Here is a 23102-nt window from a genome sequence, read left to right on the forward strand (position 1 = left end):
CATGATTCGTGCGGGAAGCGGTGAGGCGGCGCTGTCGTCGAATCATCGTGAATCCGGCCTTGTCGTATGCTATAAAAGATCGACGTGCGGCGCGCGAAGCCGGGAGTTGTCGCATGAGGACGCAGCGTTTCTTGCAATTCTTTTTCAGGCGAATTTTTATGTCCTTCCCGAAAAAGCGTAGACGCGCGAAGGTGGACGGCGACGAGTCGTTCCTCGCGGTACTGCGGCATTTCAAGCCGTTCGGTCAGCTCGACACCAAGATTGCGCGCGCTCGTGCGCAAGACGAGCCGGTCCTTTATGCGCACGTGCTGCCAGGGCTCGACGTGCTCCTGTGCAGCGTGCGTGGCGCGCAGCCCCCTTACCCGGCGCCCGCGGAATTGCGCAGGCGCTGCATCGAATCGATCACGAATGCGCTGGAACAGCCGCTCGACGGTCTCGAGAACGGCGGTTACTGGTACGAAGCGGACGGCTTCGGCTTCCTTGTGTTTGCCAGCCGCGCACGCGGCAAGATCCTCACGGAATTCGGCGCCACGCGCGTCGGCTCGCGCCGCGGGGTGCGTCGGCAGGATGCGGCGGGCGATGCCGCACCGCGTTCCTTGAGGTAAGCGCGGTCCGCTGTCCGGTCATTCCTGCACCGGCCTGTGGCGGTGTCGCCGGCTTTAAGCAGGCGGCGCCGCGTTCCATTCCCTTCAGTTGAACTTTAGTTGAACCTGTCATGCGCGGCGAGCACGCGCATGTGCATTCGCACGCGCGCGCCGCATTAATCTCATGCGTTGGCTTCCTTACTCGGCGAGCGACTCGTCCGCGTGGCCGCGCATGGGCGGCACGCTGATCAACCACAGGAAAATGAAAGACAAGCCGCCGCCGACACTCCAGCTCAGCCAGTCCGGGGGCAGTGCGGAAATCATCAGCTCCCCTTATATTCGGCGGCGCTCGCCGGCGACACGGCAGCGGGCTTCCGATTCACCGCGGCAGGCGACGACGCGCCGCCGCTGGACTTGTTGACCGGCGCGCCGTCGAGCGACAGCGGCGCCTTCGGCTTCTGCTTGACGCCGGGCGGCGGCGCAGTCGGCGCCTGGCGAACCTGCGACAACAACTGCGCGCACGGCAGCGGCTTGTTGTTGCTGGGCGCAAGCAACGGGATCAGCGCCGCGAACGGATTGATCAGGCCGAGCCCGACCGCCGCGCCGCCGCGCAACGCGAGCGCCGCCGCATTCACGCCGACGTGCGGGTCCTTGAAGGTACCCTTCACGTACAGCGGCGAGCGCAGCGAAAACACGCGGAAGCCCTTCGTATGTGGATGCACGCCCAGATCCAGCGTCTCGTCGCGCAGATTGACGGTGCCGTCGATGTTGATCACCGCGTCGTCGGTATCGAGCGCGAAGATGCGCGACTCGAGCACGCCGTTGGTCGCGACGAAATCGGCGGCCGCACAATTGATCCTCACGTCGCGATTGCCGAACAGTTTTTCATACACGACGTTCGCCACGTTCAGCCCCGCCGCTTCCATCAGCAGACGGCTCACCGTGCCGTCCGTCACGAGCGCTTTCACCTCGCCGTTCGAAGTCGCCGCGAGCGCCGCCGGTGAATTGCCGGTTGCGGTCAATGCGGCATCGCCGTTGATTTCGCCGAGCGCGTTCTGCATCGTCTTGAAGTTCGGGAACAACTGCTTGAGCTTCAGATGCCGCGCCGAGGTCGCGAAGCGGCCCTTCAGCGGCACCGCGCTTCCATCCAGATGAATGTCCGACGCGAGCGAGCCGCCCGCGACGCCGAACTTCAGCGGCTCCAGCGACAGCACGCCATCGGTCATCACGACATGCGTGTACAGGTCCGTGATCGGCAGATCCGGACTCTTGACGATGCGCCGGCCGGTGAACTTGACGTCAGCGTCGATCGCCTTCCAGCGGTCGGTGCGGAACTCCTCGACCGGCAGTACCCGGCCGCTCGGCTGCGCCGTCGCGTCGCCGCGTTTGGCCTTGCTCGCGTTCGAGTCCGCGCCGATCACCGGCGCGAGGTCGGAGAACTGCAACAGATGCGACACCAGTTCGCCCTGCAGCAGCGGCCGCGGCTCACGCGCCGTATAGGTCAGCGAACCGTTCAGATCGCTGCCGCCGACCCGGCCTGTAAAATTTTCATACTTGAAGACGTTGCCGCTCGACTTGAACTGGCCGATCAACCGGCCTTCGGTCGCATACGGCGGCGTGTCGGGCAAGGTCACGCCGGTCAGCGAGTAGAGGCGCGCCATGCTGTTGCCTTGCAGCCAGAGACGCAGATCGACCGCCGCGAGATGCGCGGGATCGGTGATCGTGCCGACGAGCCCGACGTGCAGATCGCCCGCCTTCACATCGGCCTGCACCGGGAACGGACGGTTCGCGTCCTGCAGCGCGAGCACGCCGCCGACCTTGCCGCTGCCCGCCACCGGCGTCTTGTTGTAAGTGCCCTTGATGGTCCAGCCGATCGCATACGGCGGGATGTCGCGCTTCGCTGCGGCGTCGGCTGTCGTGTCTGCTTTCGCATCGCTCGCGCCCGAGGCGACGACCGCGCCGCTCGCGCCTTTGCTGGCCGCCTTCGAGCCGCCGGCCATCAGCGCGCCCGACGCGCCTGTCGCCGCCGTCACCCCCGACGCGTTGATATCCGTCGCCGACGCGCCCGAGGCCGCCGCCGCCGAAGCGGCCGCTGCTTCCGACGCCGCCTGCGCATTCGCCTGCGCGGTCAGCTTGCTGGCGCCCGCCTTGCCGATCGCCTGCGCCGACGCGCTGCGCGACGCCGCTTCCTGCTGCTTCATCGCTTCGCCAATCGGAATCGGCTGACCGAGCGTGTCGATGACCATCTGAACGTCGACCTTCTTCTGCTGATCGGACAGCGCAATATTGCCCTTCGCGAACGCGATGTCGTGCAGATCGAGCTTCCATTCGGACGGACCGGTGGAAGCAGGCAATTTGAAAGTCCAGTTGTTGCGGCCGTCGAGCAGACGTTCGAGATCGACCGACGGATTCACGAGGTTGATCGCGGGGATCACGATGTCATGCGCGAGCAGCGGCAGCACCTTGACCTGGAAATCGATTTCGTCGAGCGTGGCGAAGTGCGGCTGTTTGGTCCAGTCGGGATTGCCGACCGTGATGTTAGCGGCCGAAAAGCGCGGCCAGGGCACCCAGCCGCGCCAGCCTGTTTCGCCGACCGGATGACGCCAGCCCACCTTCAGATCGCCGTTGATCGCGAAAGGCCGGCCGATCGCCTGCGTGACCTTGTCGTTGACGTAAGGCCGCGCGCGGTTCCAGTCGAAGGTCAAAATAAAAATGACTAGCGCGACGATCAGGATGACGACAGTCGCCAGCAGCCATGCGATGATTTTTGCGATCCGCCGTCCGACGGTGGTCGACACTGCCATTGAGAAGCTCCGTCATTTTTTCTACATTGCGGACCGAGCAGCAGATCTCGTGCCCGGATGAGCGAAGGCTCGTGCCGTCGTTTTATCATGCTGCGCGACGGCACAGCAGATTGGCCGCAGCCGTGCGGTCCGCACGTCATTACGGCGTCGCTTTTTCATTGCTTCAGTGCTGCAACGCTTCAGGCTTCACTGCTTCGCCATAACGACACAACCCCACTACGATCCGACTCATGACCGATGCTCCCCTCGTCCTCGCCGACGGCATCATGCGGCGCGATGCACTGCGCGGCCAGACGCTGTTGCAGCCGACTACCTTCGCACTGCATGCCGGCGACCGCGTCGCGATCACCGGCGCGTCCGGCTCCGGCAAGAGCGTGTTCCTGCGCGCGCTCGCGCTCCTCGACCCGCTCGATGCAGGGCGCATCATGTGGCACGGCGCAACGGTCGAGCGCGGCGCGATTCCGCGTTACCGGCGCAATGTCGCGTATCTGCGGCAGCGACCCGCGCTGCTCGACGGCACCGTCGAAGACAACCTGCGCTACCCGTTCGAACTGCGTACCTATCGCGACGTACGCTTCGATCGTGCGCGGGCGGCCAGCCTCGCCGCTCAGGCCGGCCGCGCGGGAGACTTTCTCGACCAGCGCGCGAGCGAGCTGTCCGGCGGCGAAGCACAGATCACGGCACTGATCCGCGTGCTGCAACTGGCGCCCGAAGTGCTGCTGCTCGACGAACCCACCGCGTCGCTCGACCCGGACTCGTCGCATGCGATCGAGGGCCTCGTGCGCGCGTGGTTCGACGCCGATCCGCAGCGCCACGCGTCGATCTGGGTGTCGCACGATCCAGCGCAAGCCGCGCGCATGAGCGAGCGTCATCTGACGATGCGCGCCGGCACGCTCGACGAAAGCACCGCTGCCACGCCCGCGCATCAGGAGCCCGCCCGATGACATTGCAGAACCTGAGTCTGTGGGACGTCGCGATTGCCGCGCTGCTGATCGTCGTGAACGGCGCGGTGTCGGTGTTGCTGAAGCTCGATCTCGAACGCAAGCTCGCGTGGGCCGCGCTGCGCACGGTGGTGCAGTTGCTCGCGATCGGCTATTTGCTCGGCTGGGTGTTCCGCTACAGCCACTGGTTCGTCGTGCTTCCGTTGATGATCGTGATGACCCTGATCGCCGGCTTCGCGGGCGCGCAACGCGGCAGTCGCACCTATGCCGGGCAACGCGCGGACAGCGTGCTGTCGATCTGGGTCAGTTCGTGGCTGGTGGCCGCGGTCGGGTTGTTCGTCGTGATCCGCATTCATCCGTGGTACGAACCGCAATATGCGATTCCGATTCTCGGGATGATCCTCGGCAATACGCTGACGGGTGTATCGCTCGGCATCGAGCGGATGACCGAGGAATTGACGGCGCGGCGCGATCGGGTCGACATGGCGCTCGCGCTCGGTGCGACGCGCTGGGAAGCGGCGCAGGCACCGGCACGCCAGGCGGTACGCGCGGGCATGATGCCGACCTTGAACCAGATGGCGGTGGTCGGCGTGGTGAGCCTGCCCGGCATGATGACCGGCCAGGTGCTCGCGGGGCAGTCGCCGTTGCAGGCAGTGCGCTATCAGATCGTCATCATGTTCTTGATCGCGGCGTCGTCGGCACTGGGAACCGTGGGCGCGGTGCTGCTGACGTACCGGCGGCTGTTTTCGGCGGAGCACCGGTTTCTGTCCGCGCGATTGGTGGAGCGGGAAACGGCGCGGCGGTGAGGTGGAGCTGGGGGGCTCGCTGAAGACATCGCCGCAAAGCATGGCGCGCCGCCACCTCCCCCTCCCACAACGTCAACGCTTTGCGCTGACCGCCACCTCGGTGCCGTCGCTGAGCGTGAGCGTCTTCGTGCTGCCGTTGACCGGCATCGTAAAACGCAGAATCTGGCTCACGCGTACATCGTTCGGACACTTGAGCGTTTTGCCGCCGCTCGTCACGGTCTTCACACCGTGCGGCGTCTGCGCCTGGAAGCTCATCTGCACGCTCGCGGTGCCGTCGCCGGCGACCACCGGCGCAAAGCGGATCTGCGTCTGGCGAATCATCGCGCCGTTAGTGTCGACGGCCAGCGACGCATAGTTCGGACACGCATCCGTGGCGGCCACCGCGCCGCCCGGGGGCACCGTCTTCCACGTGAAGTCGTCGGATTCACCGGAGCGGATCGTGCGGGTTTCCTGCGAATTGCCGAACTGCTTCGACGTGACGCGCACCGTGTAGCGGATCGGACCGTCGAGCGCGGACTGGGACGTCACCGTGATCGGCGTGGCCGCGTGAGCCGCCGGCGCGAACATGGCGGGCGCGAACGCGCAGGCGAGAGAAGCGACAACCGAAACGGCGGAGAGTTTGAAGCTGGGGCTCATACTGTCACCTCGCTGTTGTGCCGCTGCGCGCCCGCTTCAGCGCAACCGACTGTGCCGCACCGTCCGAGCGGGCCGCCCGGCTCCGGCGAGCCGGAGCGCGAGACACGCAACTGTTTTCGCATGATGCTCCATCAGTCTAACGCCAAGCGCGACGCTGCGCGTGCCGCGCGAGGTCGGGTGTTAACCCGCTTGCGGGGATGTGTTTTCTGCGCGTGCGATCGACGATGTGCATGTGATGGTGGCATCGAGACATCTCTAACGTACTGCGGCCGAGGCGGCTTGCGGCATCGCGAGCGATGAAGCCGCAACGCTCGACGCCGGCTACGAGCAACGCACAACTCGCAGCGCTGACCGGGCCCGAGGCGGCGCAAACCGCGCGCGTGAACACACACGTTCGTTATCACGACGCGCTGACGCTAACCCACGCCGCATGCAGCATGCGCGGCCAATGAAAATGGCCGGCGCGCATCGCTGCGGCGCCGGCCATATCGATCCCATCAGAGCAATGCGATGCGCGGACTAGAAGCCCGTCAGTACCAGCTTGCCGATCGCGCGCCCCGATTCGAGCAATTGATGCGCACGGCGCAGATTCTCCGCGTTGATCGTGCCGATCGCCTCGCCGACGGTCGTGCGCAACGTGCCCGCATCGATCAGGCGCGCCACCTCGGTCAGCAACTTATGCTGCTCGATCATGTCCGGCGTGCCGAACATCGAACGCGTGAACATGAACTCCCAATGGAACGCGGCGCTCTTCGCCTTTAACAGTTCGACCGGCACCGGGGCGCTGTTTTCGACGATCGTGCAGATGCTGCCCTGCGGCTTGATGATTTGCGCGGCCACGGGAAAATTCTTATCGGTGTCGTTGAACATCAGCACGTAATCCACCTGGTCGATGCCGAGCTTGCTCAACTGCGCGGGAATGTCGCCGAAGTGATCGATGACGTGATCCGCGCCCAACTCGGTGACCCATCGTGCCGATTCGGGACGCGACGCGGTCGCGATCACTTTCAGCTTCGCCAACTGCCTGGCGAGTTGAATGCCGATCGAGCCGACCCCGCCCGCGCCGCCGAAAATCAGCACGGTGCGGCCTTCGTCAGCGCCTTGCGGCGACACGCCGAGGCGATCGAACAACGCTTCCCACGCAGTGATCGCCGTCAACGGAAAAGCGGCCGCGTGCGTGAAGTCGAGTGACGCCGGCTTGCGCCCGACGATCCGCTCGTCTACCAGATGGAACTCGCTGTTCGCGCCCGGCCGCGTGATGCTGCCGGCATAGAACACCGGATCGCCGACCTTGAACAGCATAACCTCCGGCCCGACCGCCGCGACGGTGCCGGCGGCGTCCCAACCCAGCACGCGCGGCGTCGTTTCGACCGTGTCTTTCGGCGCGCGCACTTTGGTGTCGACCGGATTGACGGAAATGGCCTCGACCTTCACAAGCAGGTCGCGCCCCGTCGCTTCGGGCTTCGGAATGTCGACGTCGATCAGCGCTTCGGTTTGATCGATCGGCAAATAGCGGTAGAGACCAACGGCTTTCATAGCGTGCTCCTGTCCTGTTCGTTCAGATGAGTGGCGGACCGGCGGCCCAGGCAGGCGACCTTGTCGATCCATTGGCGCCATCCTACGACGGTTCTTATTCTGCTAAAACCGTCATAATGGCTGAAACATACTTTTGAATTTCAGAATAATGAATCTTCCTGCCCCGGCCTTGCGCGGCTCGCCCAGCGAGCGGGAGCGGCTCGATCTGCTCGACGTCGCGCTGTTCGTGCGCGCCGCGCTACTCGCGAACGTGTCCGCAGCCGGCCGCGAATTCGGGCTGTCGGCGGCCGTCGCGAGCGCGCGGATTGCGCAACTCGAAAGACTGCTCGGCGCGCGCCTGCTGCACCGGACCACCCGCCGCATCAGTCTCACGCAGGACGGCGAAGTGTTCATGAAACGCGCCGAAGCGCTACTCGATGCGGCCGCCGCCGCGCGCGCGTCGGTGGGCCGCGCGCAGGCCGAGCCGCAAGGCCGCTTGCGGGTGTCGATGCCGTCCTCGTTTGGGCGTCAGCACGTGTCGCCGGTGATCAGCGAATTTCTGCGCCGCTATCCCGGCGTGAGCGTCGATCTGCGGCTGACCGATCAACTGGTCGATCTGGTGGATGCGGGGATCGACGTGGCGATCCGCGTCGGCGTGCTGAAGGATTCGTCATTGGTCGCGCGGCGCCTCGCGGTGAACCGGCGGGTACTGTGCGCGGCGCCCGCCTACCTCGCCGCGCGCGGCACGCCGCATCATCCGTCGGATCTCGCGGAACACGAATGCATGATCCTGTCGGACCAGCGCGACTGGGCTTTCGTCACGCCCGCCGGGCCGCTTAATGTACGCGTGAGCGGACGCCTCGTCACCGACAACGGCGAGGTGATCCGCGACGCGTTGCTGGCGGGCTTCGGCATTGCGCTCAAATCGACGTGGGACGTGGCGCCGTATCTGCGCAGCGGCGACCTGGTGGGCGTGCTCGATGCTTATCCATTGGCCGAGAACGTCGCGATCTGGGCGGTGTATCCGAGCCGCGCATTCGTGCCGCCGAAGACGCTCGCGTTCATCGAGTTTCTGGCGGCGCATTTCGGCGATCCGCCTTATTGGGACGGGGCGTTGGGGTGAGGTGGCGGGACGAGTTGCCAAGGTCTCGCATGATCGCGTGTGACGGCCTGACGGCAAAACTGCCCGTGCGTTGATCCGGTTATCTCGACGGCGTTCGCGCGGCAGCTTCTCTGAGCGCTAACGAATCGATCCCGCACCCGCCTCGCCGTTCGAACCGATGTCAGCGTGCCGCATGCGCTTGCGTCTTTTGCCGAGCCTGGCTTCGGGATGGCTGGTAGCAAGCGCTGGCCCGTTTCGCTTCGGCCATCGTGCCAGCGCTTGCCCCGCATCTTCACCGCTAACCGCGCCGCCCCGCTCCCGTCGGTTCGTCGTCCGAATTGACATCGGTATGCGCATCGTTTTGCGTCTTCTGCTGATACTCGTCGCCACCGCGCCGGTCGGTGTCCTTCAACCCGCGCTCCAGATCCCGATGCGCCTGTTTGCCGACATGGCGCGGCGCGTCCTCGTGCTGCGACTCCGGATCCTGATCGCTTTCGTGCGGCAGCGGCGCGGCGGCGTCCTGCAGCGAACGCGGCTGTTTGCCCACATCCGGATCGGCTTGCTTGTCGCCGTCCGACGATTGCGGTGCGGTCTTCATGATGTGCTCCTCTCGTATTGAATGGTGGTGAGTGGGGTGGGCCGGCAAGCGCTCACTGCGCTTCGTCCAGGCGTTTTTTCATTGCGGCGGTGATGCGCTGACGCGTCTTCGCATAGTCCGCCCACGGATCGCTGCGCAGACTCGCGAGCCGCTCGTGCAGGTTCTCGATGTTCCATTGATCGCCGCTCGTGGTGGCCGCCACCTCGTCCCACGCGAGCGGCACCGATACGCCCAGGCCAGGCCGTGCGCGTGCGGAGAATGCGGCCACCGTGCTGGACCCGCGATTGTTGCGCAGGTAGTCGATGAAGATCTTCTGCTTGCGGTTCTGCGCGCCCATTTTGGCGCTGAAGTACTTCGGCAGCATCGTCGCCATATGCTGCGCGACGGCTTGCGAGAAATTCTTCACCTCGTCCCAGCCGGCCTGCTTCGCGAGCGGCACGACGACATGCAGCCCCTTGCCGCCACTCGTTTTGCAGAACGACTTGAGGCCGAGTTCTTCGAGCAGCTCGCGCGTGAGTTGCGCGGCTTCGATCATGCGCTCCCAGCCGAGCGCCGCGTCGGGGTCGAGATCGAACACGACGCGATCGGGCTTTTCGATGTTCGCGGCGACCGCATTCCACGTGTGAAATTCGACCGTGCCCATTTGCGCGGCGCCGACCAGCGCCTCGATCGTCTCGACGGTGATCAGCGGCGGATGGCCGGGGTCGAGGCCGGGATGCTGCGTAACGTTCGGAATCGACAGCTTCTGGCTGTGCTTCTGGAAGAACAGCTCGCCGCCAATGTCCTCGGGCGCGCGCACCAGCGACACGGGCCGGTCTTGCAGATGCGGCAGCATCCAGTCGGCGACGGACTCGTAGTACTGCACGAGATCGATCTTGCGAGTGCCGGTGCTTTTGTCGATGACGCGGTCGGGGTGAGAGATGCGGACGCCGGCGACTTCGGCGGGGGGGGCTGATTTTGTGGTGGTGGTGGTTTTGGTAGCGGGCTTTGCGGTTGCGGTTTTCGCAGCCGGGGTCTGCGCGGTTGCGGTCTTTGATGCAGCAGTCTTCGAAGCTGTGGTCTTTGAGGCAGTCTTCGAAGCCGTGGTCTTTGAGGCAGTCTTCGAAGCCGTGGTCTTTGAGCGCGCGGTCTTCGAAGCAGCCACCTCAGAGACAGCAGTCTTTGACGAAGCAGCACCCTTCGCAGACGATGCTTTCTCACCCGCACCACTCGCACCACCCTTCGCCCCACCCCGCTTCTTCGGCGCGGCATCGACTCCGCTATCTGTTTGCTCTTGCACGTCGCCTCCCTGACGAGATGTTTCCTTGACGATCTGACGCGCCGGTTTGTCGTCGCGCAAGCTCACGAACGACGCCTGGCGCACGATGCCCTCCGTCGTCCATTCGGCGAAGTTGCATTCGGCGACCAGCACCGGGTCCACCCAATGCACCGGCGTGCGGCTGCGCTCGCGCGGCGCGTCGGCAAACGGCATGCGCTTCGTCTCATGCGCATCGAGCGCCTGCTTGACCGAGCGCAGCAACGCCGCGTCGAAGCCGGTGCCGACCCGCCCGGCGTAACGCAGGCGCCCTTCGCCGTCGTAGACGCCGAGCAGCAGCGCACCGAATGCCGCGCGGCTACCGCTCGGCTCCGAATATCCGCCGATCACGAACTCCTGGCGCCGCCGGCACTTCAGCTTGATCCACGTCTGCGAACGCCCCGACAGATAGCCGCTGTCGCGCCGCTTGCCAATGATCCCTTCGAGCGCCATGTCGCATGCGCTTCGGAGCAGTTCGTCGGCGCTGAACTCGAAGTCGTTCGAGAAGCGCAGCACGCTGTCGTCGACCTCGTCCAGCAGCGCGCGGAGGATCGCGCGGCGCTGTTCGAGCGGCACGCCGCGCAAGTCGTAGCCGTTCAGAAACGGCACGTCGAACAGATAAATGACGATGTCCTGCGGACGGTTCGAATCGAATGCGTTTTGCAGCGCCTGAAAACTCGGCACGCCGTTGTCGTCGAGCACAACCGCTTCGCCGTCGAGCCATGCGCTGTCGAGTTCGAGTGCGCCGAGCGCCTCGACCTGCTTGCCGAACTTCGCGGTCCAGTCGTTGCCTGCGCGCGTGAACACCTGAACGCCGCCGTCTTTCGCAGATCGGTCGATGCGCGCGAGTACGCGATATCCGTCGAACTTGATCTCGTACGACCAGTCGTCGCCGGGGGGCGCGGCGTCGACGAGCGTCGCCAGTTGCGGTTTGAACGCAGCCGGCAGACGCGCCTTGACGGCTCCCTCGATCGACGGCGACGCCGCCAGCTCGCGCAGCGACTCCGCGGTACGTGTAGAGACGATGTCGGGCCGCTTGGGATCGGCGCCGCCCGACGCTGACTTCGATTTGCCGCTGGCGGTCGCTTTCGCGGCGGCTGTGGCTGCATTTGAAGCCGCTTTCGCTTTAGGAGACGCGACCGATTCGCTCGCGGCCTTGCGTCCGCGTTTGCTCGATGTGGTGGACGCGGTTTCCGCTCCGGGCTCATCCTCGCCGCTCGCCGCGGCTTTACGCGCACGCGGACTGACCGCTTTCTGTTCACCTTTGCCTGCCGCCCGTGCTTTCGCCGCCTTTCCGCTTTTACCCGCCGATGCCCCGCCGCCCATCACACTGCCCGGCAGTTTCTTCAGCACGTCGTACTCGCTCTCGTCGCGCGCCTCGTCATCGCGCTCCTTGATCAGCAGCCACTGCTCCTTGTCGCCGCTGCCGCGCATGTGACTGCGCACCAGCGTCCAGCCGCCGCGCAGCTTCTCGCCGTGCAGCCTGAATTTGAGCTTGCCGGCCGCATAGGTGCGCGCCGCTTCCGCCGCGCCGCCGACCGGTTCCCACGTGCCGCGATCCCACACGATCACGCTGCCCGCGCCGTAATTGCCGGCAGGAATCTCCCCTTCGAACGAACCGTATTCGACCGGATGATCTTCGACGTGCACCGCGAGCCGCTTCACCGACGGATCGAGGCTCGGCCCCTTCGGCACCGCCCACGACAGCAGCGTGCCGTTCAGTTCGAGCCGGAAGTCGTAATGCAATCGCCGAGCGTCGTGTTCCTGAATCACGTACGAGAGCGCCTCGTCCGCTGCGCGCGGCGCGGCCTTGCGACCGGCCCGCTTGCCGCTCGCGCGCGCGCCGGCGGGCTCCGGTGTTTCGTCGAAGCGCCGCTTGCGATGATAAAGATCGAGTCTGTCGTTCATGGCGATGACGTCGTCGAGAGTGGATGGAGTGCGGCGCTAACCGGCAACGGTGTGTGCGTCAACCCGCCCGCCGGGCCTTCAGGCCGCCGCGCGCCGTTTGCGGGCCGCTGGCGCTGCCGCAGTTTTCGCCGTGCTCGAGCGGCCGCCCGCGCTGCCGCTACCGCTGCTGCGACTGCGCGACGGACTCGCGGCGCGCGTCGCCCGAGGCTTCTTGCGAGCCGGCGCGGCGGATTTGGCGTCGTCTTCGCCATCGGTCTGCGCGTCGTCCTGCTCGTCATCATCGGCGGCCGCGCGCTTGCGGCCGCCCGCCGCGGGCTTGCCTTTGCCGCGGCCCAAACTCCGCTTGAGCAGATCGGACAGATCGAGAATGTCGGCCGACTGCCGTGACTCGTGCGGTGCTTCGACCTCGGTGATCTCCTCGGTCTTGCCCGCGCGAATCTTGCGTTCGACCAGCGCCATGATGTCGTCGCGGAACGTGTCGTGATACTGCGACGGGTCCCACGCATCGCTCATGTCGTCGATCAGCTTCTTCGCCATGTCGAGTTCCCGCGCCGAGACGCCCGCGGCCTTCATGCCTTCGGGCGGCAGCTTGAATTCATCGAAACTGCGCACCTCGGCAGCCCAGCGCAGCGTGTTCAGCGCCAGCACCGGGCCAACCGGAATCAGCGCGGCCAGATGCTGCTTGTTGTGCAGCACGACGCTCGCGACGCCGACCTTGCCCGACGCCTTCATCGCCTCGCGCAGCAGCGCGTACACCTTGTCGCCTTTGCGGTCGGGCGTGAGGAAGTACGGCGTGTCGAGATAGAGGAACGAGATGTCGGGGGCGTCGACGAAGGCGAGGATATCGACCGTCTGCGTCGACTCCGGATTCGCCGCGCGAATCTCGTCGTCCGACAGCACGACGTACTTGTCCTTTTCATACTCGAAGCCGCGCACGATGTTCTCGCGGGTCACGTCCTTGCCGGTGCGCTTGTTGATCTGCTTGTAGCCGACCGGATCGATGCTGCGCTTGTCGAGCAGATTGAAGCCGACTTTCTCCGACTGCGTCGCCGGATACAACTGCACCGGCACGTGGACGAGCCCGAAACTGATTGCGCCTTTCCAGATCATGTGTGCCATCGTGCGCTCCCGTGGGCTTAAGGCCTTACGTCAAGCAGCAAGCGTGCCACGGGTTCCGGCCGGAGCCGGCGCGCGGCGTGGGCGCCGCGCAGCCTCTTGCGGGCGCCGCGCGGCCTTCAGGACGGGCTGTAAGTCTTGCGTGTGGCCGGCAAAAGCTACGGTGCGTGATCTGCCTGTAGGCCGGCGGCGGGCGCGACTTATTGCGCAACTTAGGCACAACCTGGCCCGCGGCCAGGCCACGAATCACGCCACGATTCAGACCGCGACCTCGACCGGCACCGACGCGAAACCGCGAAAGCGCACGCGGCCGCCGCGCGTCGGTTCGCCGGCGAGGCGATAAGTCGGAAAGCGTTGCACGAAACGTCCGATCGCGATGCGCGCTTCGAGCCGCGCCAGCGACAACCCCGCGCACTGATGGATACCGAAGCCGAACGCGAGATGCCGGTTCGGCTCGCGGCGGATATCGAAACGGTCCGGCTCCGCGAACTGCTCCGGGTCGCGATTGGCCGCGCCGATGCACAGCGTGACCGGCGTGCCACGCGCGACCGCGACACCGCCGATCTCGGTATCGACGGTCGCCATGCGGTTGCCGAGCTGGTTCGAACTCTCGTAGCGCAGGCATTCCTCGATCGCCGGTTCGATCAGCGACGGCTCACGCAGCAACGCGGCGCGCTGCTCGGGCCACTCGGTGAGCGTGACGAGACCGTTGCCGATCAGATTCGTGGTGGTCTCGTGTCCGGCATTCAGAATGAAAATGCAGTTCTGCAGCAACTCCGGTTCCGACAATTGCTCGCCGCCGGCTTCGCCCTGGATCAGCCGCGTCAGCACGTCGTGCTGCGGGTCGCCCGGTTCGCGCCGGCGCCGTGCGACCAGATCGCGCAGATAGTCGACGAATTCGCTCACCGCGCGATTGCCGCGTGCGAGCTGCGCGTCGCTGAGCGACGGTTCGAGTGCGCCGAGGATCGCGAGCGACCAGTCGCGCAGCGGCTCGCGCTCGTCGTGCGGCACGTCCAGCAGATTGCCGATGATCTCGACCGGGATCGCCGACGCGAACTCGCCGATCAGATCGATGCGGCCACGTTCGGCCGCCGCATCGAGCAGGCCGTCGACGAGGCGCACGAGGCCCGGCTCCATCGCCGCGATTGCGCGCGCCGTGAGCGCGCCGGCGATCAGCTTGCGCACGCGCGTGTGACGCGGCGGATCGTTGAAGACGAGGCTCGTGGTGTGATGCGCATAGAGCGGCGAATCGCCGTACTTCGGCTTGAACTCGACGGTCTTGTCGGAGCTGAAGGTTTTCGGGTCGCGGTAGACCGCCTGCACGTCGCGAAAGCGGGTGAGAAATAGCGAGCCGTCCGGCATGCGCCTGATCGGTTCGTGGGCACGCAGCGCGTGATAGACCGGATAGGGATCGGCGTAGAACGCGGGGCTCAGGTGGCGCAGATCGAAGTCGCGTGCAAGGATGGATGCGTCGCTGGCGGTCGCGGGGGTCATGCGTTGTCTCCGTAGGGTGCGCCTCGTTGCTTGTACCGTGCGTGGGTTTCGATTCGCGCGGGGTGGGTCGAGAGCGCGAAGTCAGGACGGCACGGGCTGATGGGCGTCGTTTGAAGCGACAGTATGAACCGGGCGTTGCGTGAATGCACGATGGATGCGCCTGGGGAATGCACAGGTGAATGCGCAGCGCCTCCCAGGCTCCCGCGATGGCGCGTCCACCGGAACCGATACAATAGCGGGATTTTCCGCGCGCGCCGCGCGCCCCCTTTCCTGCGTCACTGCGTCGTCCATGAACCTCGTCATTCAAAGCCCCGCGCCTCTTTCCGCCGATCACCACACCACGCTCATCGCACTCGCACGCGGTTCGCACGCCGCTGTCATCGACGCGAACGCGCTTCGCATCGCCGACGCCAACGTCGCGCAGCGCGCCGATATCGAGGTCTATTGCGCGGCCCATCAACTCGACTACGCGTTCGTCGAGGCCGGCCGCCAGTTGCGCGACTTCGGGCTGGTCGCGATGGACATGGACTCGACGCTGATTACGATCGAATGTATCGACGAGATCGCCGACTTCTGCGGACTGAAAGCGGAAGTGGCTGCCATTACCGAAGCATCGATGCGCGGCGAGATCAAGGACTTCAACGAGAGCCTGACGCGCCGCGTCGCGCTGCTCAAGGGTCTCGACGCGAGCGCGCTCGAACGCGTTTATGAGGAGCGCCTGCAACTCTCGCCAGGCGCGGAGCGGGTGCTGGCCGGCGCAAAAGACGCCGGCTTGAAAACGCTGCTGGTTTCGGGCGGCTTCACGTTCTTTACCGAAAAGCTGAAGGCACGCCTGGGTCTCGATTTCACCCGCGCGAACACGCTGGAGATCGTGGACGGCAAGCTGACCGGCAACGTGGTCGGCGAGATCGTCAACGCCGATGTGAAAGCGCGCACGCTGCGCGAAACATGTGCGACGCTCGGTATCGAACCGGCTCGCGCGATTGCCATGGGCGACGGCTCGAACGATCTGAAGATGATGGCCGCTGCGGGGCTATCCGTCGCTTTCCGCGCGAAGCCGGTGGTGCGCGAAGCCGCAAGCGTGGCGTTCAATCATGTTGGACTGGACGGGTTGCTGCGATTGTTCTGATGCGTGGGTGCGACAAGCGCCAGCGTGAAGATCGGGCCGGCAATCGGCACGCCAGGATTCAGCGACATCCGGAAGAAAAGATTCATCGAAGCTCGCCATCGCGCGTCAACCGTTAATCGAGTCGCGCACCATCGTAGCGTCGGGACGGCGTTTCCGACATTCAGCCGAATGGTTAGGCTTACTGGCTATCTTGACAAAAAAAGCCCGCCGGGAACATGTCCCGGCGGGCTTCTCATTTTGCCGTCGTGACGGCCGGAACTCAGTCGTTCAACCGAGCGCCGTCAAACACTGCTCGATATCCGCGCGCAGATCCGCCTCCTCTTCGAGACCGATATAGAACCGCACCAGCGTCCCGCGATGCGGCCACTGCCCTTCGGTGCGCATCGACGCCACGTCGTACGGCATCGCGAGACTGTGCGCGCCGCCCCAGCTCCAGCCGAGCGAAAAGAGTTCGAGCGACTCGCAGAACGTGTCGATTTGCGCGGCGCTGTAGCGCTCGTCGAACACGACGGAAAAGAGGCCGCCCGCGCCCGTGAAGTCGCGCTTGTAGAACTCGTGGCCAGGGCAATCGGCGATCGCCGGGTGCAGCACCACGGCGATTTCCGGACGGCTCTTCAGCCACGTTGCCAACCCGAGCGCCGCGCGATCGTGCTGCGCGAAGCGCAGTTGCATCGACGGCAGGCTGCGCAGAATCAGCGAGCAGTCGTCCGACGAGACGCCGATCCCCATGCGCATGCGCGCCGCCTTCAGCTTCAGATGCAGTTCCCGGTCGACGGTGATCGTCGCGCCCATCAGCACGTCGCCGCCGCCCGATTGATACTTGGTCAGCGCCTGCACCGAGATGTCGACGCCATGATCGAACGGCCGGAACGCGAGGCCCGCGGACCACGTGTTGTCGATCGCCGTGACGACGTTGCGCGCGCGGGCGGCCGCGGTGATCGCGGGCACGTCGGCCACTTCCATCGTCACCGAGCCGGGCGCTTCGATCCAGATCAGGCGCGTGTTCGGCTGGATCAGATCGGCGATGCCCGCGCCGATCAGCGGATCGTAGTAGCGCACCGTGACGCCGAAATCGCGCGCCAGCCAGTCGCCATGATCGCGATTCGGCGAATAGACGTTATCGGGAATCAGCACGTCGTCGCCTGACTTGACGAGGCCGAAGTACACGTTCGAAATCGACGACAGTCCCGACGGCTGCAACAACGCATGCTTACCGCCTTCGATCGCAGCGAGGCGCTGCGCGAGCGCGAGCGAGGTCGGCGTCGCATGCAGGCCGTAGCGCCATTGGGCGTCGTTTTTCCAGTCGAGCGCGCGCATGGTCGCGAGATCGGGGAACACGACCGTCGACGCGCGCGTGACCGGCATCGAGAACGATTCGAAGCCCGGCGTCAGTTGGTCCTCGGCGCGCACGATGCGGGTTTGCAGACCGCGTTTGAGTTTGGATTGGGTCATGGCGATGTTCGGTGAAAGCAGAGAGAGAAACTGGACAGAAGCGGATCGGAAGCGGGGCAAAAGCGGCAAGCGCGGTTGCGGCCCGCGCGCCGCCTACGCAAGAGTAGACGACTCAGCGCAATCGCGCCGGGTCGACTCACCGCTCACCCGGCGGCGGCTTCATTCGCCGGTTTGCAGATTGCTGACGCCGCCCACCGGCTGGCCGCCGGTCCTGGCTGCGGGAGCGGACGTCGAGCCAGCGGCGCGGCCGCCCGTCGAAGCCGCCGAGGGCGCAACTGTCGCAGCCGGCGCCGCTTGCCCCGCCGCGAGCGGCTTCAGATCGAACGGCTGCGGATTGGAATCGTCGACGTTCATCCGGTCGCCCGACACCGAGCCGTCCGCGGCGAACGTGCCCACCCAGTTGCCGGTGATATGCGTGCCGTCGTTCGACTCCTCGATTTCGAGCGTGTCGCCGTCGCGGTCGCCCGCGACCAGGACCACTTCGCCGGTGTCCGCGTACTGATACTCGCCGTGCACGCCGGACGGGTCGTCGGTTTTCTTGCCGAGCCGCATCACGATCTGACGCGAACCCAACGAGCCGGCGTAACGCGGGAATTTAGCGAACTCAGGGCTCGGTTTGAGCGGTAGCTGGATCGCCGGAGGCGCTGCCAGTTGCTTGACCGCGTCGCTTTCCGCCCAGGCCTGCACGGGCGTCAACGCCGCCGCGCCGGCGCACAGCAACGCGGCGGCGCTCGTGATTGCCCAACCGCGCCGGCCCGTCGCACCTTGCGGCGCTTGCCGCGCCGCGCCCATCATCGCTTTCGATTCCCGCATCCGTTCTTTCCTCATTACCGATACCTGCCGACCATCGGCTCACCGCGCGCGTCAGATACGCTCGAAGATTGCCGCAATGCCCTGCCCGCCGCCGATGCACATCGTGACCAGCGCGTAGCGCCCGCCGATCCGCTGCAACTCGTACAGCGCCTTGACGGTGATCACCGCGCCGGTCGCGCCGATCGGGTGGCCGAGCGAAATGCCCGAGCCGTTCGGATTCACCTTCGCCGGATCGAAGCCGAGCTCCTTGCTGACCGCGCAGGCCTGCGCGGCGAACGCTTCGTTCGCCTCGATCACGTCGAGATCGGCGACCGTCAGGCCGGCCCGTTCGAGCGCCTTGCGGCTTGCCGGCACCGGGCCGATGCCCATGTACGCGGGATCGACGCCCGCATGGGCATACGACACCAGCCGCGCCAACGGCTTCAAACCGCGCTGTGCGGCGACGCCGCGCTCCATCAGCACGAGCGCCGCGGCGGCGTCGTTGATACCCGACGCGTTGCCGGCGGTCACCGTGCCGTTTTCCTTCGCGAACACGGGCTTGAGCTTCGAGAAGTCGTCCGCCGATGCGTTCATGCGCGTGTGCTCGTCCGTGTCGAACACGGTGTCGCCCTTCTTCGACGCGAGCGTGATCGGCAGGATCTGTTCCTTGAAATAGCCGCTCGTGGTCGCGTGGGCCGCGCGGCGGTGCGATTCGAGCGCGAGCGCGTCCTGCGCTTCGCGCGAGATGTCGTACTTGCGCGCGACGTTCTCGGCGGTCACGCCCATGTGGATCGGCTGGAACGGGTCGTTCAGCGCGCCGATCATCATGTCGACGAGGCGCGCGTCGCCCATGCGCTGACCGAAGCGCGCGGCGGGCATCGAGTAAGGTGCGCGGCTCATGTTCTCCGCGCCGCCGCCGATTGCGATGTCGGCGTCGCCGAGCAGAATGCTTTGCGCGGCCGACACGATCGCCTGCAGGCCGGAGCCGCACAGGCGGTTCACGGTCAACGCGGGCGTGTGCTGCGCGACGCCGCCGTTGATCGCGGCCACGCGCGCCAGATACATGTCTTTCGGTTCGGTATGCACGACGTTGCCGAACACCACGTGCCCGACTTCGTCGCCCGATACGCCTGCCCGCGACAGCGCTTCACGCACCACGCGTGCGCCTAGCTCGGTCGGCGCGAAATCTTTCAGACTGCCGCCGAAACCGCCGATTGCGGTACGCACGCCGCTCACCACCACTACGTCCCGTTGCATCGCTCGCTCCTCCGTTAATGTCTCAAGATAATCTTGTCTCAGCGGGCCGCGCGTTGCAGCGCGTGTTCAGCCCGCCAGTATTTGTTCGACGCTCGCGCGCGAAGGAATCGGCGCCACCGCGCCGTACCCTTGCGTCGACAACGCCGCGGCGACGTTCGCGTAACGCGCCGCCGCAAAAGGATCGTCGCCCTCGACAAGGCGCGCGATGAACGCGCCGCCGAAGCAGTCGCCCGCGCCGGTGGCGTCGAGCGCGTTGACGACGTGGCCGGGCACGACGCGCCGCTCGTCCGGCGTCGCGATATACGAGCCTTCCTTGCCGAGCTTCAGCGCGACCACGCGCGGACCCTGCGCCAGCAGGAAGTCGACGATCTCGTCGCGCCCGGTCAAGCCGGTGAGTTCGGTCACGTCGTCCCAACTGGGCAGACAGATGTCGGTCTGGCGGATCGCTTCGAGCATCACTGCGCGCGCTCGCGCGAGCGGCCACAGCTTCAGCCGCAGATTGGTGTCGAAACTCACGCGCACGCCGTTGGCGCGCGCATGCGCGATCGCTTCCAGCGCGGCGTCGCAGGCACTCAGGCTGATCGCGAGGCTGATGCCCGACAGATGCACGACCTTGGCCGCGGCGATCGCGTCGCGCGGCAAATCGTGCGGCGCGTAGCGGCTCGCCGCCGAACCGGCGCGCAAGTAGTCAAACGCGTGGCCGTTGGGACCGTGCGACACGAAATAGACGCCGGTGGGCGCGTGCGGATCGACGCGCACGAGCGACGTATCCACCTGCTCGCGTTCCCACAGATCGATCAGCAGACGTCCGAAATGATCCGCGCCGACCGCCGACACGAAGCCGGTGCGCGCGCCCTGGCGCGCCGCCGCGATACAGAAGTTCGACGTGTCGCCGCCGAAGCCCTGCAGATAGTTCGGCTCATCTTTCGCCGACTGGTTGAATTCGATCATCGCCTCGCCGAGCGCGAGGATTTCGGGCGTGTTGACTTGAGGCGCTGCGGCCGTGCTCACCGTCATCGCTTAGACCTCGCCCCACAGGTCGTGACCGTCGGCGCCGGTGATCTTCACCGACACGAAGTCGCCGACCTTGTAGCGTTTGGACGCCTTGGTCGCCGGAGCAATGTACACGACGCCGTCGATCTCCGGCGCATCGGCCGCGGTACGGCCGATGCCACCGTCGGCGTTGATCTCGTCGACCAGCACCTTCAGCGTCTTGCCGACTTTCTTCGCAATGCGTTTCGCCGACACTTCCTCGGCCACCTCCATGAAGCGCGCACGACGCTCTTCGCGCACTTCGTCGGGCAACGCGCCGTCGAGTTCGTTAGCCGTCGCGCCTTCGACCGGCGAATACGCAAAGCAGCCGACGCGATCCAGCTCCGCCTCGCGGATGAAATCGAGCAGCGTCTGGAATTGCTCTTCCGTCTCGCCCGGGAAGCCGGCGATGAACGTGCTGCGGATCGTCAGGTCCGGACACATCTCGCGCCATGCCTTGACGCGCTCCATCACTTTCTCGGCGTTGGCCGGACGCTTCATGCGCTTCAGCACCTCGGGATGCGCGTGCTGGAACGGCACGTCGAGATACGGCAGCACATGGCCCTTGTATGGGCCTTCGGCCATCATCGGAATCACTTCGTCGACGCTCGGGTACGGATACACGTAGTGCAGACGCACCCACGCGCCGTATTGCGCGGCCAGTTCGCCGAGTGCGCCGACCAGGTCGGTCATGCGTGTCTTGATCGGCTTGCCGTTCCAGAAGCCCGTGCGGTACTTGACGTCGACGCCGTATGCGCTCGTGTCCTGCGAAATCACCAGCAGTTCCTTCACGCCGCCCTTGAACAGGTTCTCCGCTTCGAGCATCACTTCGGCGACCGGACGCGACACGAGGTCGCCGCGCATCGACGGGATGATGCAGAACGTGCAGCGGTGATTGCAGCCTTCGGAAATCTTCAGATACGCGTAATGGCGCGGCGTGAGCTTGATGCCCGCGGCGGGTACGAGATCGACGAACGGATCGTGCGGCTTCGGCAGATGCGTATGCACGTGCTGCATCACTTCGCCGACCGCGTGCGGGCCGGTTACGGCCAGCACCTTCGGATGCACCTCTTCGATCAATCCCGAACCGCTGCCGCTCTTCTTCGCGCCGAGGCAGCCGGTGACGATCACCTTGCCGTTCTCGTTAAGCGCTTCGCCGATCGCGTCGAGGCTTTCCTGCACCGCTTCGTCGATAAAGCCGCAGGTGTTGACGACCACGAGGTCCGCGCCGTCGTACGTGCCGGAAATTTCGTAACCTTCGGCGCGCAGCTGGGTGATGATCTGCTCGGAGTCGACTAGGGCTTTCGGGCAACCGAGCGAGACAAAGCCGACTTTGGGCGCGGCCGTCGGCGCGGCGTTCGGGGCAATCGTGGGGGTGGCAGACATGGGGGACCGCATGAAGACGTTAAACCTTGAATTGTAGCGGGTCGGCAAGGCCACCGCTCGTAAGTCTTTGAATTTTAGCGTTCAACTCGTTCCGGCTCAGGCCGGATCGAGCTGTTCGACGCACTCGGAGCGAGGTGCGCGCGACGAGGAGCCGGATGCCCGCGCACGCCCGATCACCTCCATAATTTCGCGCGAATCCTGCACTCGGCGGATCGCCGAATGCAGCTCGGCCGCCTGCGGCCAGGTGCGCTGCAGATAGCTGAGCCATTTCTTGACGCGGCCGTGCTCGTGGCTCGACGTGCCGCGAGCCTGCAACGTCGTCAGATAGCCGGCGAGGTCGCGCAGCACGTGCTGCCACTCCGCGGCGGATGGGGACGGGTCCGCAAGACCGCGGATTCTCCGCGCGAGGAAAGGATCCGACACCGCGCCGCGCCCGAGCATGACGTCCGCGCAACCGCTGACCGCGCGGCATCGCTGCCAGTCCGCGACGCTCCAGACCTCGCCGTTGGCGATGACCGGCACGTCCACGGCGTCGTCGATACGCGCGATCCATTCCCAGTGGGCAGGCGGCCGGTAGGCCTCGTCACGCGTGCGTGCGTGCACGACGAGCGACGCCGCGCCGCCTTCGGCGAGCGCGACCGCGCAATCGATCGCGCGCGCGGTATCGGACACGCCGAGGCGCATTTTCGCCGTCACGGCGACGTCGGCGGGCACGGCCGCGCGAACCGCGGACACGATCCGGTGCAGTTGCTCGGGTTCGGCCAGCAGCATCGCGCCACCACCGTGCTGATTGACGACTTTGGCGGGGCAGCCAAAGTTCAGATCGATCCCATACGGCGACAGGGTCGCCGCTTGCGCCGCATTGCGCGCCATCCACTGGGGGTCGCTGCCGAGCAGTTGAATCACCATCGGCGTGCCGCCACGCGTGCGGCTGCCGTGCAGGACTTCGGGCGCTTCCCGTTCGTAGACGCGCGCGGGCAGCACGGACCCCGTCACGCGCACGAACTCGGACACGCAGCCGTCGAATCCGCCCGGGGCGGTCAGCACGTCGCGCAACACGTAGTCCGCCAGTCCCTCCATCGGGGCAAGAAACAGCCGGCTCATGCGGAAGTCAGCTGATGCGATCCGCGGGTCAAGCGAGGCTGACCTGTCCGGCCTTCGGCGTCGAAGAGCGCGGTGCGGTAAAGGAGGTGATCGGCGGCAGAAGGCAAGGCGGGTCCAACGTATAGCGATAAGCGACAAGGGGAAACTGCGCG

Annotated in this window: 19 protein-coding genes; 5 read left to right on the forward strand and 14 right to left on the reverse strand. The window is 65.8% G+C overall.

Going from position 1 to position 23102, the window contains the following annotated elements; genetic code table 11:
- The first annotated feature begins 113 nt into the window (after positions 1-113).
- Positions 114-605: a hypothetical protein gene (locus tag BGI01S_RS07330; protein WP_042323714.1), complete on the forward strand. Its 492-nt coding sequence runs from the start codon at positions 114-116 to the stop codon at positions 603-605.
- Positions 606-782: 177 nt separating this feature from the next.
- On the opposite strand, the gene BGI01S_RS30985 is transcribed toward BGI01S_RS07330, so the two are convergent.
- Positions 783-908: a hypothetical protein gene (locus tag BGI01S_RS30985; RefSeq protein ID WP_255219732.1), complete on the reverse strand. Its 126-nt coding sequence runs from the start codon at positions 906-908 to the stop codon at positions 783-785.
- Positions 908-3388, reverse strand: a complete 2481-nt coding sequence (locus tag BGI01S_RS07335; protein WP_042323716.1) for an AsmA family protein — start codon at positions 3386-3388, stop codon at positions 908-910. The genes BGI01S_RS30985 and BGI01S_RS07335 overlap by 1 nt, the downstream gene beginning before the upstream one ends.
- Positions 3389-3618: 230 nt before the next feature.
- On the opposite strand from BGI01S_RS07335, the gene BGI01S_RS07340 reads away from it, so the two are divergent.
- Positions 3619-4332 carry an ABC transporter ATP-binding protein gene (locus BGI01S_RS07340; RefSeq protein ID WP_042323718.1) on the forward strand — a complete coding sequence of 238 codons (714 nt, stop codon included), beginning with the start codon at positions 3619-3621 and terminating at the stop codon, positions 4330-4332.
- The gene (locus tag BGI01S_RS07345) at positions 4329-5135 is read left to right on the forward strand and encodes an ABC transporter permease (protein ID WP_042323719.1); all 807 of its coding nucleotides are present in this window, start codon (positions 4329-4331) and stop codon (positions 5133-5135) included. The genes BGI01S_RS07340 and BGI01S_RS07345 overlap by 4 nt, the downstream gene beginning before the upstream one ends.
- Before the next feature lie 72 nt (positions 5136-5207).
- Here the strand turns inward: BGI01S_RS07345 and BGI01S_RS07350 are convergent, their stop codons facing one another.
- Both BGI01S_RS07350 and BGI01S_RS07355 read right to left on the reverse strand, forming a co-directional pair.
- Entirely contained in the window at positions 5208-5771 is a 564-nt protein-coding gene (locus BGI01S_RS07350) for a DUF6013 family protein (RefSeq protein WP_042323721.1), read from the reverse strand.
- Positions 5772-6290: 519 nt separating this feature from the next.
- Positions 6291-7307, reverse strand: coding sequence for a zinc-binding alcohol dehydrogenase family protein (locus BGI01S_RS07355; protein WP_042323723.1), 1017 nt, complete (start codon positions 7305-7307; stop codon positions 6291-6293).
- Positions 7308-7455: 148 nt separating this feature from the next.
- Here BGI01S_RS07355 and BGI01S_RS07360 point away from each other — a divergent pair, with 148 nt between their 5' ends.
- A complete protein-coding gene (locus BGI01S_RS07360) occupies positions 7456-8409 on the forward strand; it encodes a LysR family transcriptional regulator (RefSeq protein ID WP_042323724.1) in 954 nt (317 codons plus the stop codon).
- 277 nt (positions 8410-8686) lie between these two features.
- Here the strand turns inward: BGI01S_RS07360 and BGI01S_RS07365 are convergent, their stop codons facing one another.
- From BGI01S_RS07365 to BGI01S_RS07380, 4 genes are all read right to left on the reverse strand, one after another.
- Entirely contained in the window at positions 8687-8986 is a 300-nt protein-coding gene (locus tag BGI01S_RS07365; protein WP_042323726.1) for a hypothetical protein, read from the reverse strand.
- 52 nt (positions 8987-9038) lie between these two features.
- Positions 9039-12188: a DNA ligase D gene (ligD, locus tag BGI01S_RS07370; protein WP_042323728.1), complete on the reverse strand. Its 3150-nt coding sequence runs from the start codon at positions 12186-12188 to the stop codon at positions 9039-9041.
- Between the two features lie 78 nt (positions 12189-12266).
- A complete protein-coding gene (ku, locus tag BGI01S_RS07375) occupies positions 12267-13307 on the reverse strand; it encodes a non-homologous end joining protein Ku (protein WP_042323729.1) in 1041 nt (346 codons plus the stop codon).
- Between the two features lie 255 nt (positions 13308-13562).
- Positions 13563-14798 (reverse strand): cytochrome P450, encoded by a 1236-nt coding sequence (locus BGI01S_RS07380; protein WP_042323731.1) that lies wholly within the window; start codon positions 14796-14798, stop codon positions 13563-13565.
- Between the two features lie 289 nt (positions 14799-15087).
- On the opposite strand from BGI01S_RS07380, the gene serB reads away from it, so the two are divergent.
- A complete protein-coding gene (serB, locus tag BGI01S_RS07385) occupies positions 15088-15927 on the forward strand; it encodes a phosphoserine phosphatase SerB (protein WP_042323733.1) in 840 nt (279 codons plus the stop codon).
- Between the two features lie 267 nt (positions 15928-16194).
- Here serB and BGI01S_RS07390 read toward each other — a convergent pair whose 3' ends face one another.
- From BGI01S_RS07390 to BGI01S_RS07415, 6 genes are all read right to left on the reverse strand, one after another.
- Positions 16195-17379, reverse strand: a complete 1185-nt coding sequence (locus BGI01S_RS07390; RefSeq protein ID WP_042323734.1) for a cystathionine beta-lyase — start codon at positions 17377-17379, stop codon at positions 16195-16197.
- A gap of 159 nt (positions 17380-17538) precedes the next feature.
- Positions 17539-18192 (reverse strand): hypothetical protein, encoded by a 654-nt coding sequence (locus tag BGI01S_RS07395; protein WP_042323736.1) that lies wholly within the window; start codon positions 18190-18192, stop codon positions 17539-17541.
- 51 nt (positions 18193-18243) lie between these two features.
- On the reverse strand, positions 18244-19428 hold the full coding sequence (gene bktB, locus BGI01S_RS07400) for a beta-ketothiolase BktB (protein ID WP_042323738.1): 1185 nt from the start codon (positions 19426-19428) through the stop codon (positions 18244-18246).
- Between the two features lie 66 nt (positions 19429-19494).
- A complete protein-coding gene (locus tag BGI01S_RS07405; RefSeq protein WP_042323741.1) occupies positions 19495-20445 on the reverse strand; it encodes a sugar kinase in 951 nt (316 codons plus the stop codon).
- 3 nt (positions 20446-20448) lie between these two features.
- Complete coding sequence (rimO, locus tag BGI01S_RS07410; protein ID WP_042323742.1) at positions 20449-21846, reverse strand: 30S ribosomal protein S12 methylthiotransferase RimO; 1398 nt, start codon at positions 21844-21846, stop codon at positions 20449-20451.
- 96 nt (positions 21847-21942) lie between these two features.
- On the reverse strand, positions 21943-22950 hold the full coding sequence (locus BGI01S_RS07415) for a tRNA dihydrouridine synthase (protein WP_042323744.1): 1008 nt from the start codon (positions 22948-22950) through the stop codon (positions 21943-21945).
- Positions 22951-23102 lie beyond the last annotated feature (152 nt).

Source organism: Paraburkholderia ginsengisoli NBRC 100965 (assembly GCF_000739735.1).
In the GTDB taxonomy this organism is placed as follows: Bacteria; Pseudomonadota; Gammaproteobacteria; order Burkholderiales; family Burkholderiaceae; genus Paraburkholderia; species Paraburkholderia ginsengisoli.

What these genes read in the sequence shown, in the direction of transcription:
- BGI01S_RS07330 (WP_042323714.1), top strand. Translation starts at nt 114, where the DNA reads ATGAGGACGCAGCGTTTCTTGCAATTCTTTTTCAGGCGAATTTTTATG.
- BGI01S_RS30985 (WP_255219732.1), bottom strand. Translation starts at nt 908, where the DNA reads ATGATTTCCGCACTGCCCCCGGACTGGCTGAGCTGGAGTGTCGGCGGC.
- BGI01S_RS07335 (WP_042323716.1), bottom strand. Translation starts at nt 3,388, where the DNA reads ATGGCAGTGTCGACCACCGTCGGACGGCGGATCGCAAAAATCATCGCA.
- BGI01S_RS07340 (WP_042323718.1), top strand. Translation starts at nt 3,619, where the DNA reads ATGACCGATGCTCCCCTCGTCCTCGCCGACGGCATCATGCGGCGCGAT.
- BGI01S_RS07345 (WP_042323719.1), top strand. Translation starts at nt 4,329, where the DNA reads ATGACATTGCAGAACCTGAGTCTGTGGGACGTCGCGATTGCCGCGCTG.
- BGI01S_RS07350 (WP_042323721.1), bottom strand. Translation starts at nt 5,771, where the DNA reads ATGAGCCCCAGCTTCAAACTCTCCGCCGTTTCGGTTGTCGCTTCTCTC.
- BGI01S_RS07355 (WP_042323723.1), bottom strand. Translation starts at nt 7,307, where the DNA reads ATGAAAGCCGTTGGTCTCTACCGCTATTTGCCGATCGATCAAACCGAA.
- BGI01S_RS07360 (WP_042323724.1), top strand. Translation starts at nt 7,456, where the DNA reads ATGAATCTTCCTGCCCCGGCCTTGCGCGGCTCGCCCAGCGAGCGGGAG.
- BGI01S_RS07365 (WP_042323726.1), bottom strand. Translation starts at nt 8,986, where the DNA reads ATGAAGACCGCACCGCAATCGTCGGACGGCGACAAGCAAGCCGATCCG.
- ligD (WP_042323728.1), bottom strand. Translation starts at nt 12,188, where the DNA reads ATGAACGACAGACTCGATCTTTATCATCGCAAGCGGCGCTTCGACGAA.
- ku (WP_042323729.1), bottom strand. Translation starts at nt 13,307, where the DNA reads ATGGCACACATGATCTGGAAAGGCGCAATCAGTTTCGGGCTCGTCCAC.
- BGI01S_RS07380 (WP_042323731.1), bottom strand. Translation starts at nt 14,798, where the DNA reads ATGACCCCCGCGACCGCCAGCGACGCATCCATCCTTGCACGCGACTTC.
- serB (WP_042323733.1), top strand. Translation starts at nt 15,088, where the DNA reads ATGAACCTCGTCATTCAAAGCCCCGCGCCTCTTTCCGCCGATCACCAC.
- BGI01S_RS07390 (WP_042323734.1), bottom strand. Translation starts at nt 17,379, where the DNA reads ATGACCCAATCCAAACTCAAACGCGGTCTGCAAACCCGCATCGTGCGC.
- BGI01S_RS07395 (WP_042323736.1), bottom strand. Translation starts at nt 18,192, where the DNA reads ATGCGGGAATCGAAAGCGATGATGGGCGCGGCGCGGCAAGCGCCGCAA.
- bktB (WP_042323738.1), bottom strand. Translation starts at nt 19,428, where the DNA reads ATGCAACGGGACGTAGTGGTGGTGAGCGGCGTGCGTACCGCAATCGGC.
- BGI01S_RS07405 (WP_042323741.1), bottom strand. Translation starts at nt 20,445, where the DNA reads ATGACGGTGAGCACGGCCGCAGCGCCTCAAGTCAACACGCCCGAAATC.
- rimO (WP_042323742.1), bottom strand. Translation starts at nt 21,846, where the DNA reads ATGTCTGCCACCCCCACGATTGCCCCGAACGCCGCGCCGACGGCCGCG.
- BGI01S_RS07415 (WP_042323744.1), bottom strand. Translation starts at nt 22,950, where the DNA reads ATGAGCCGGCTGTTTCTTGCCCCGATGGAGGGACTGGCGGACTACGTG.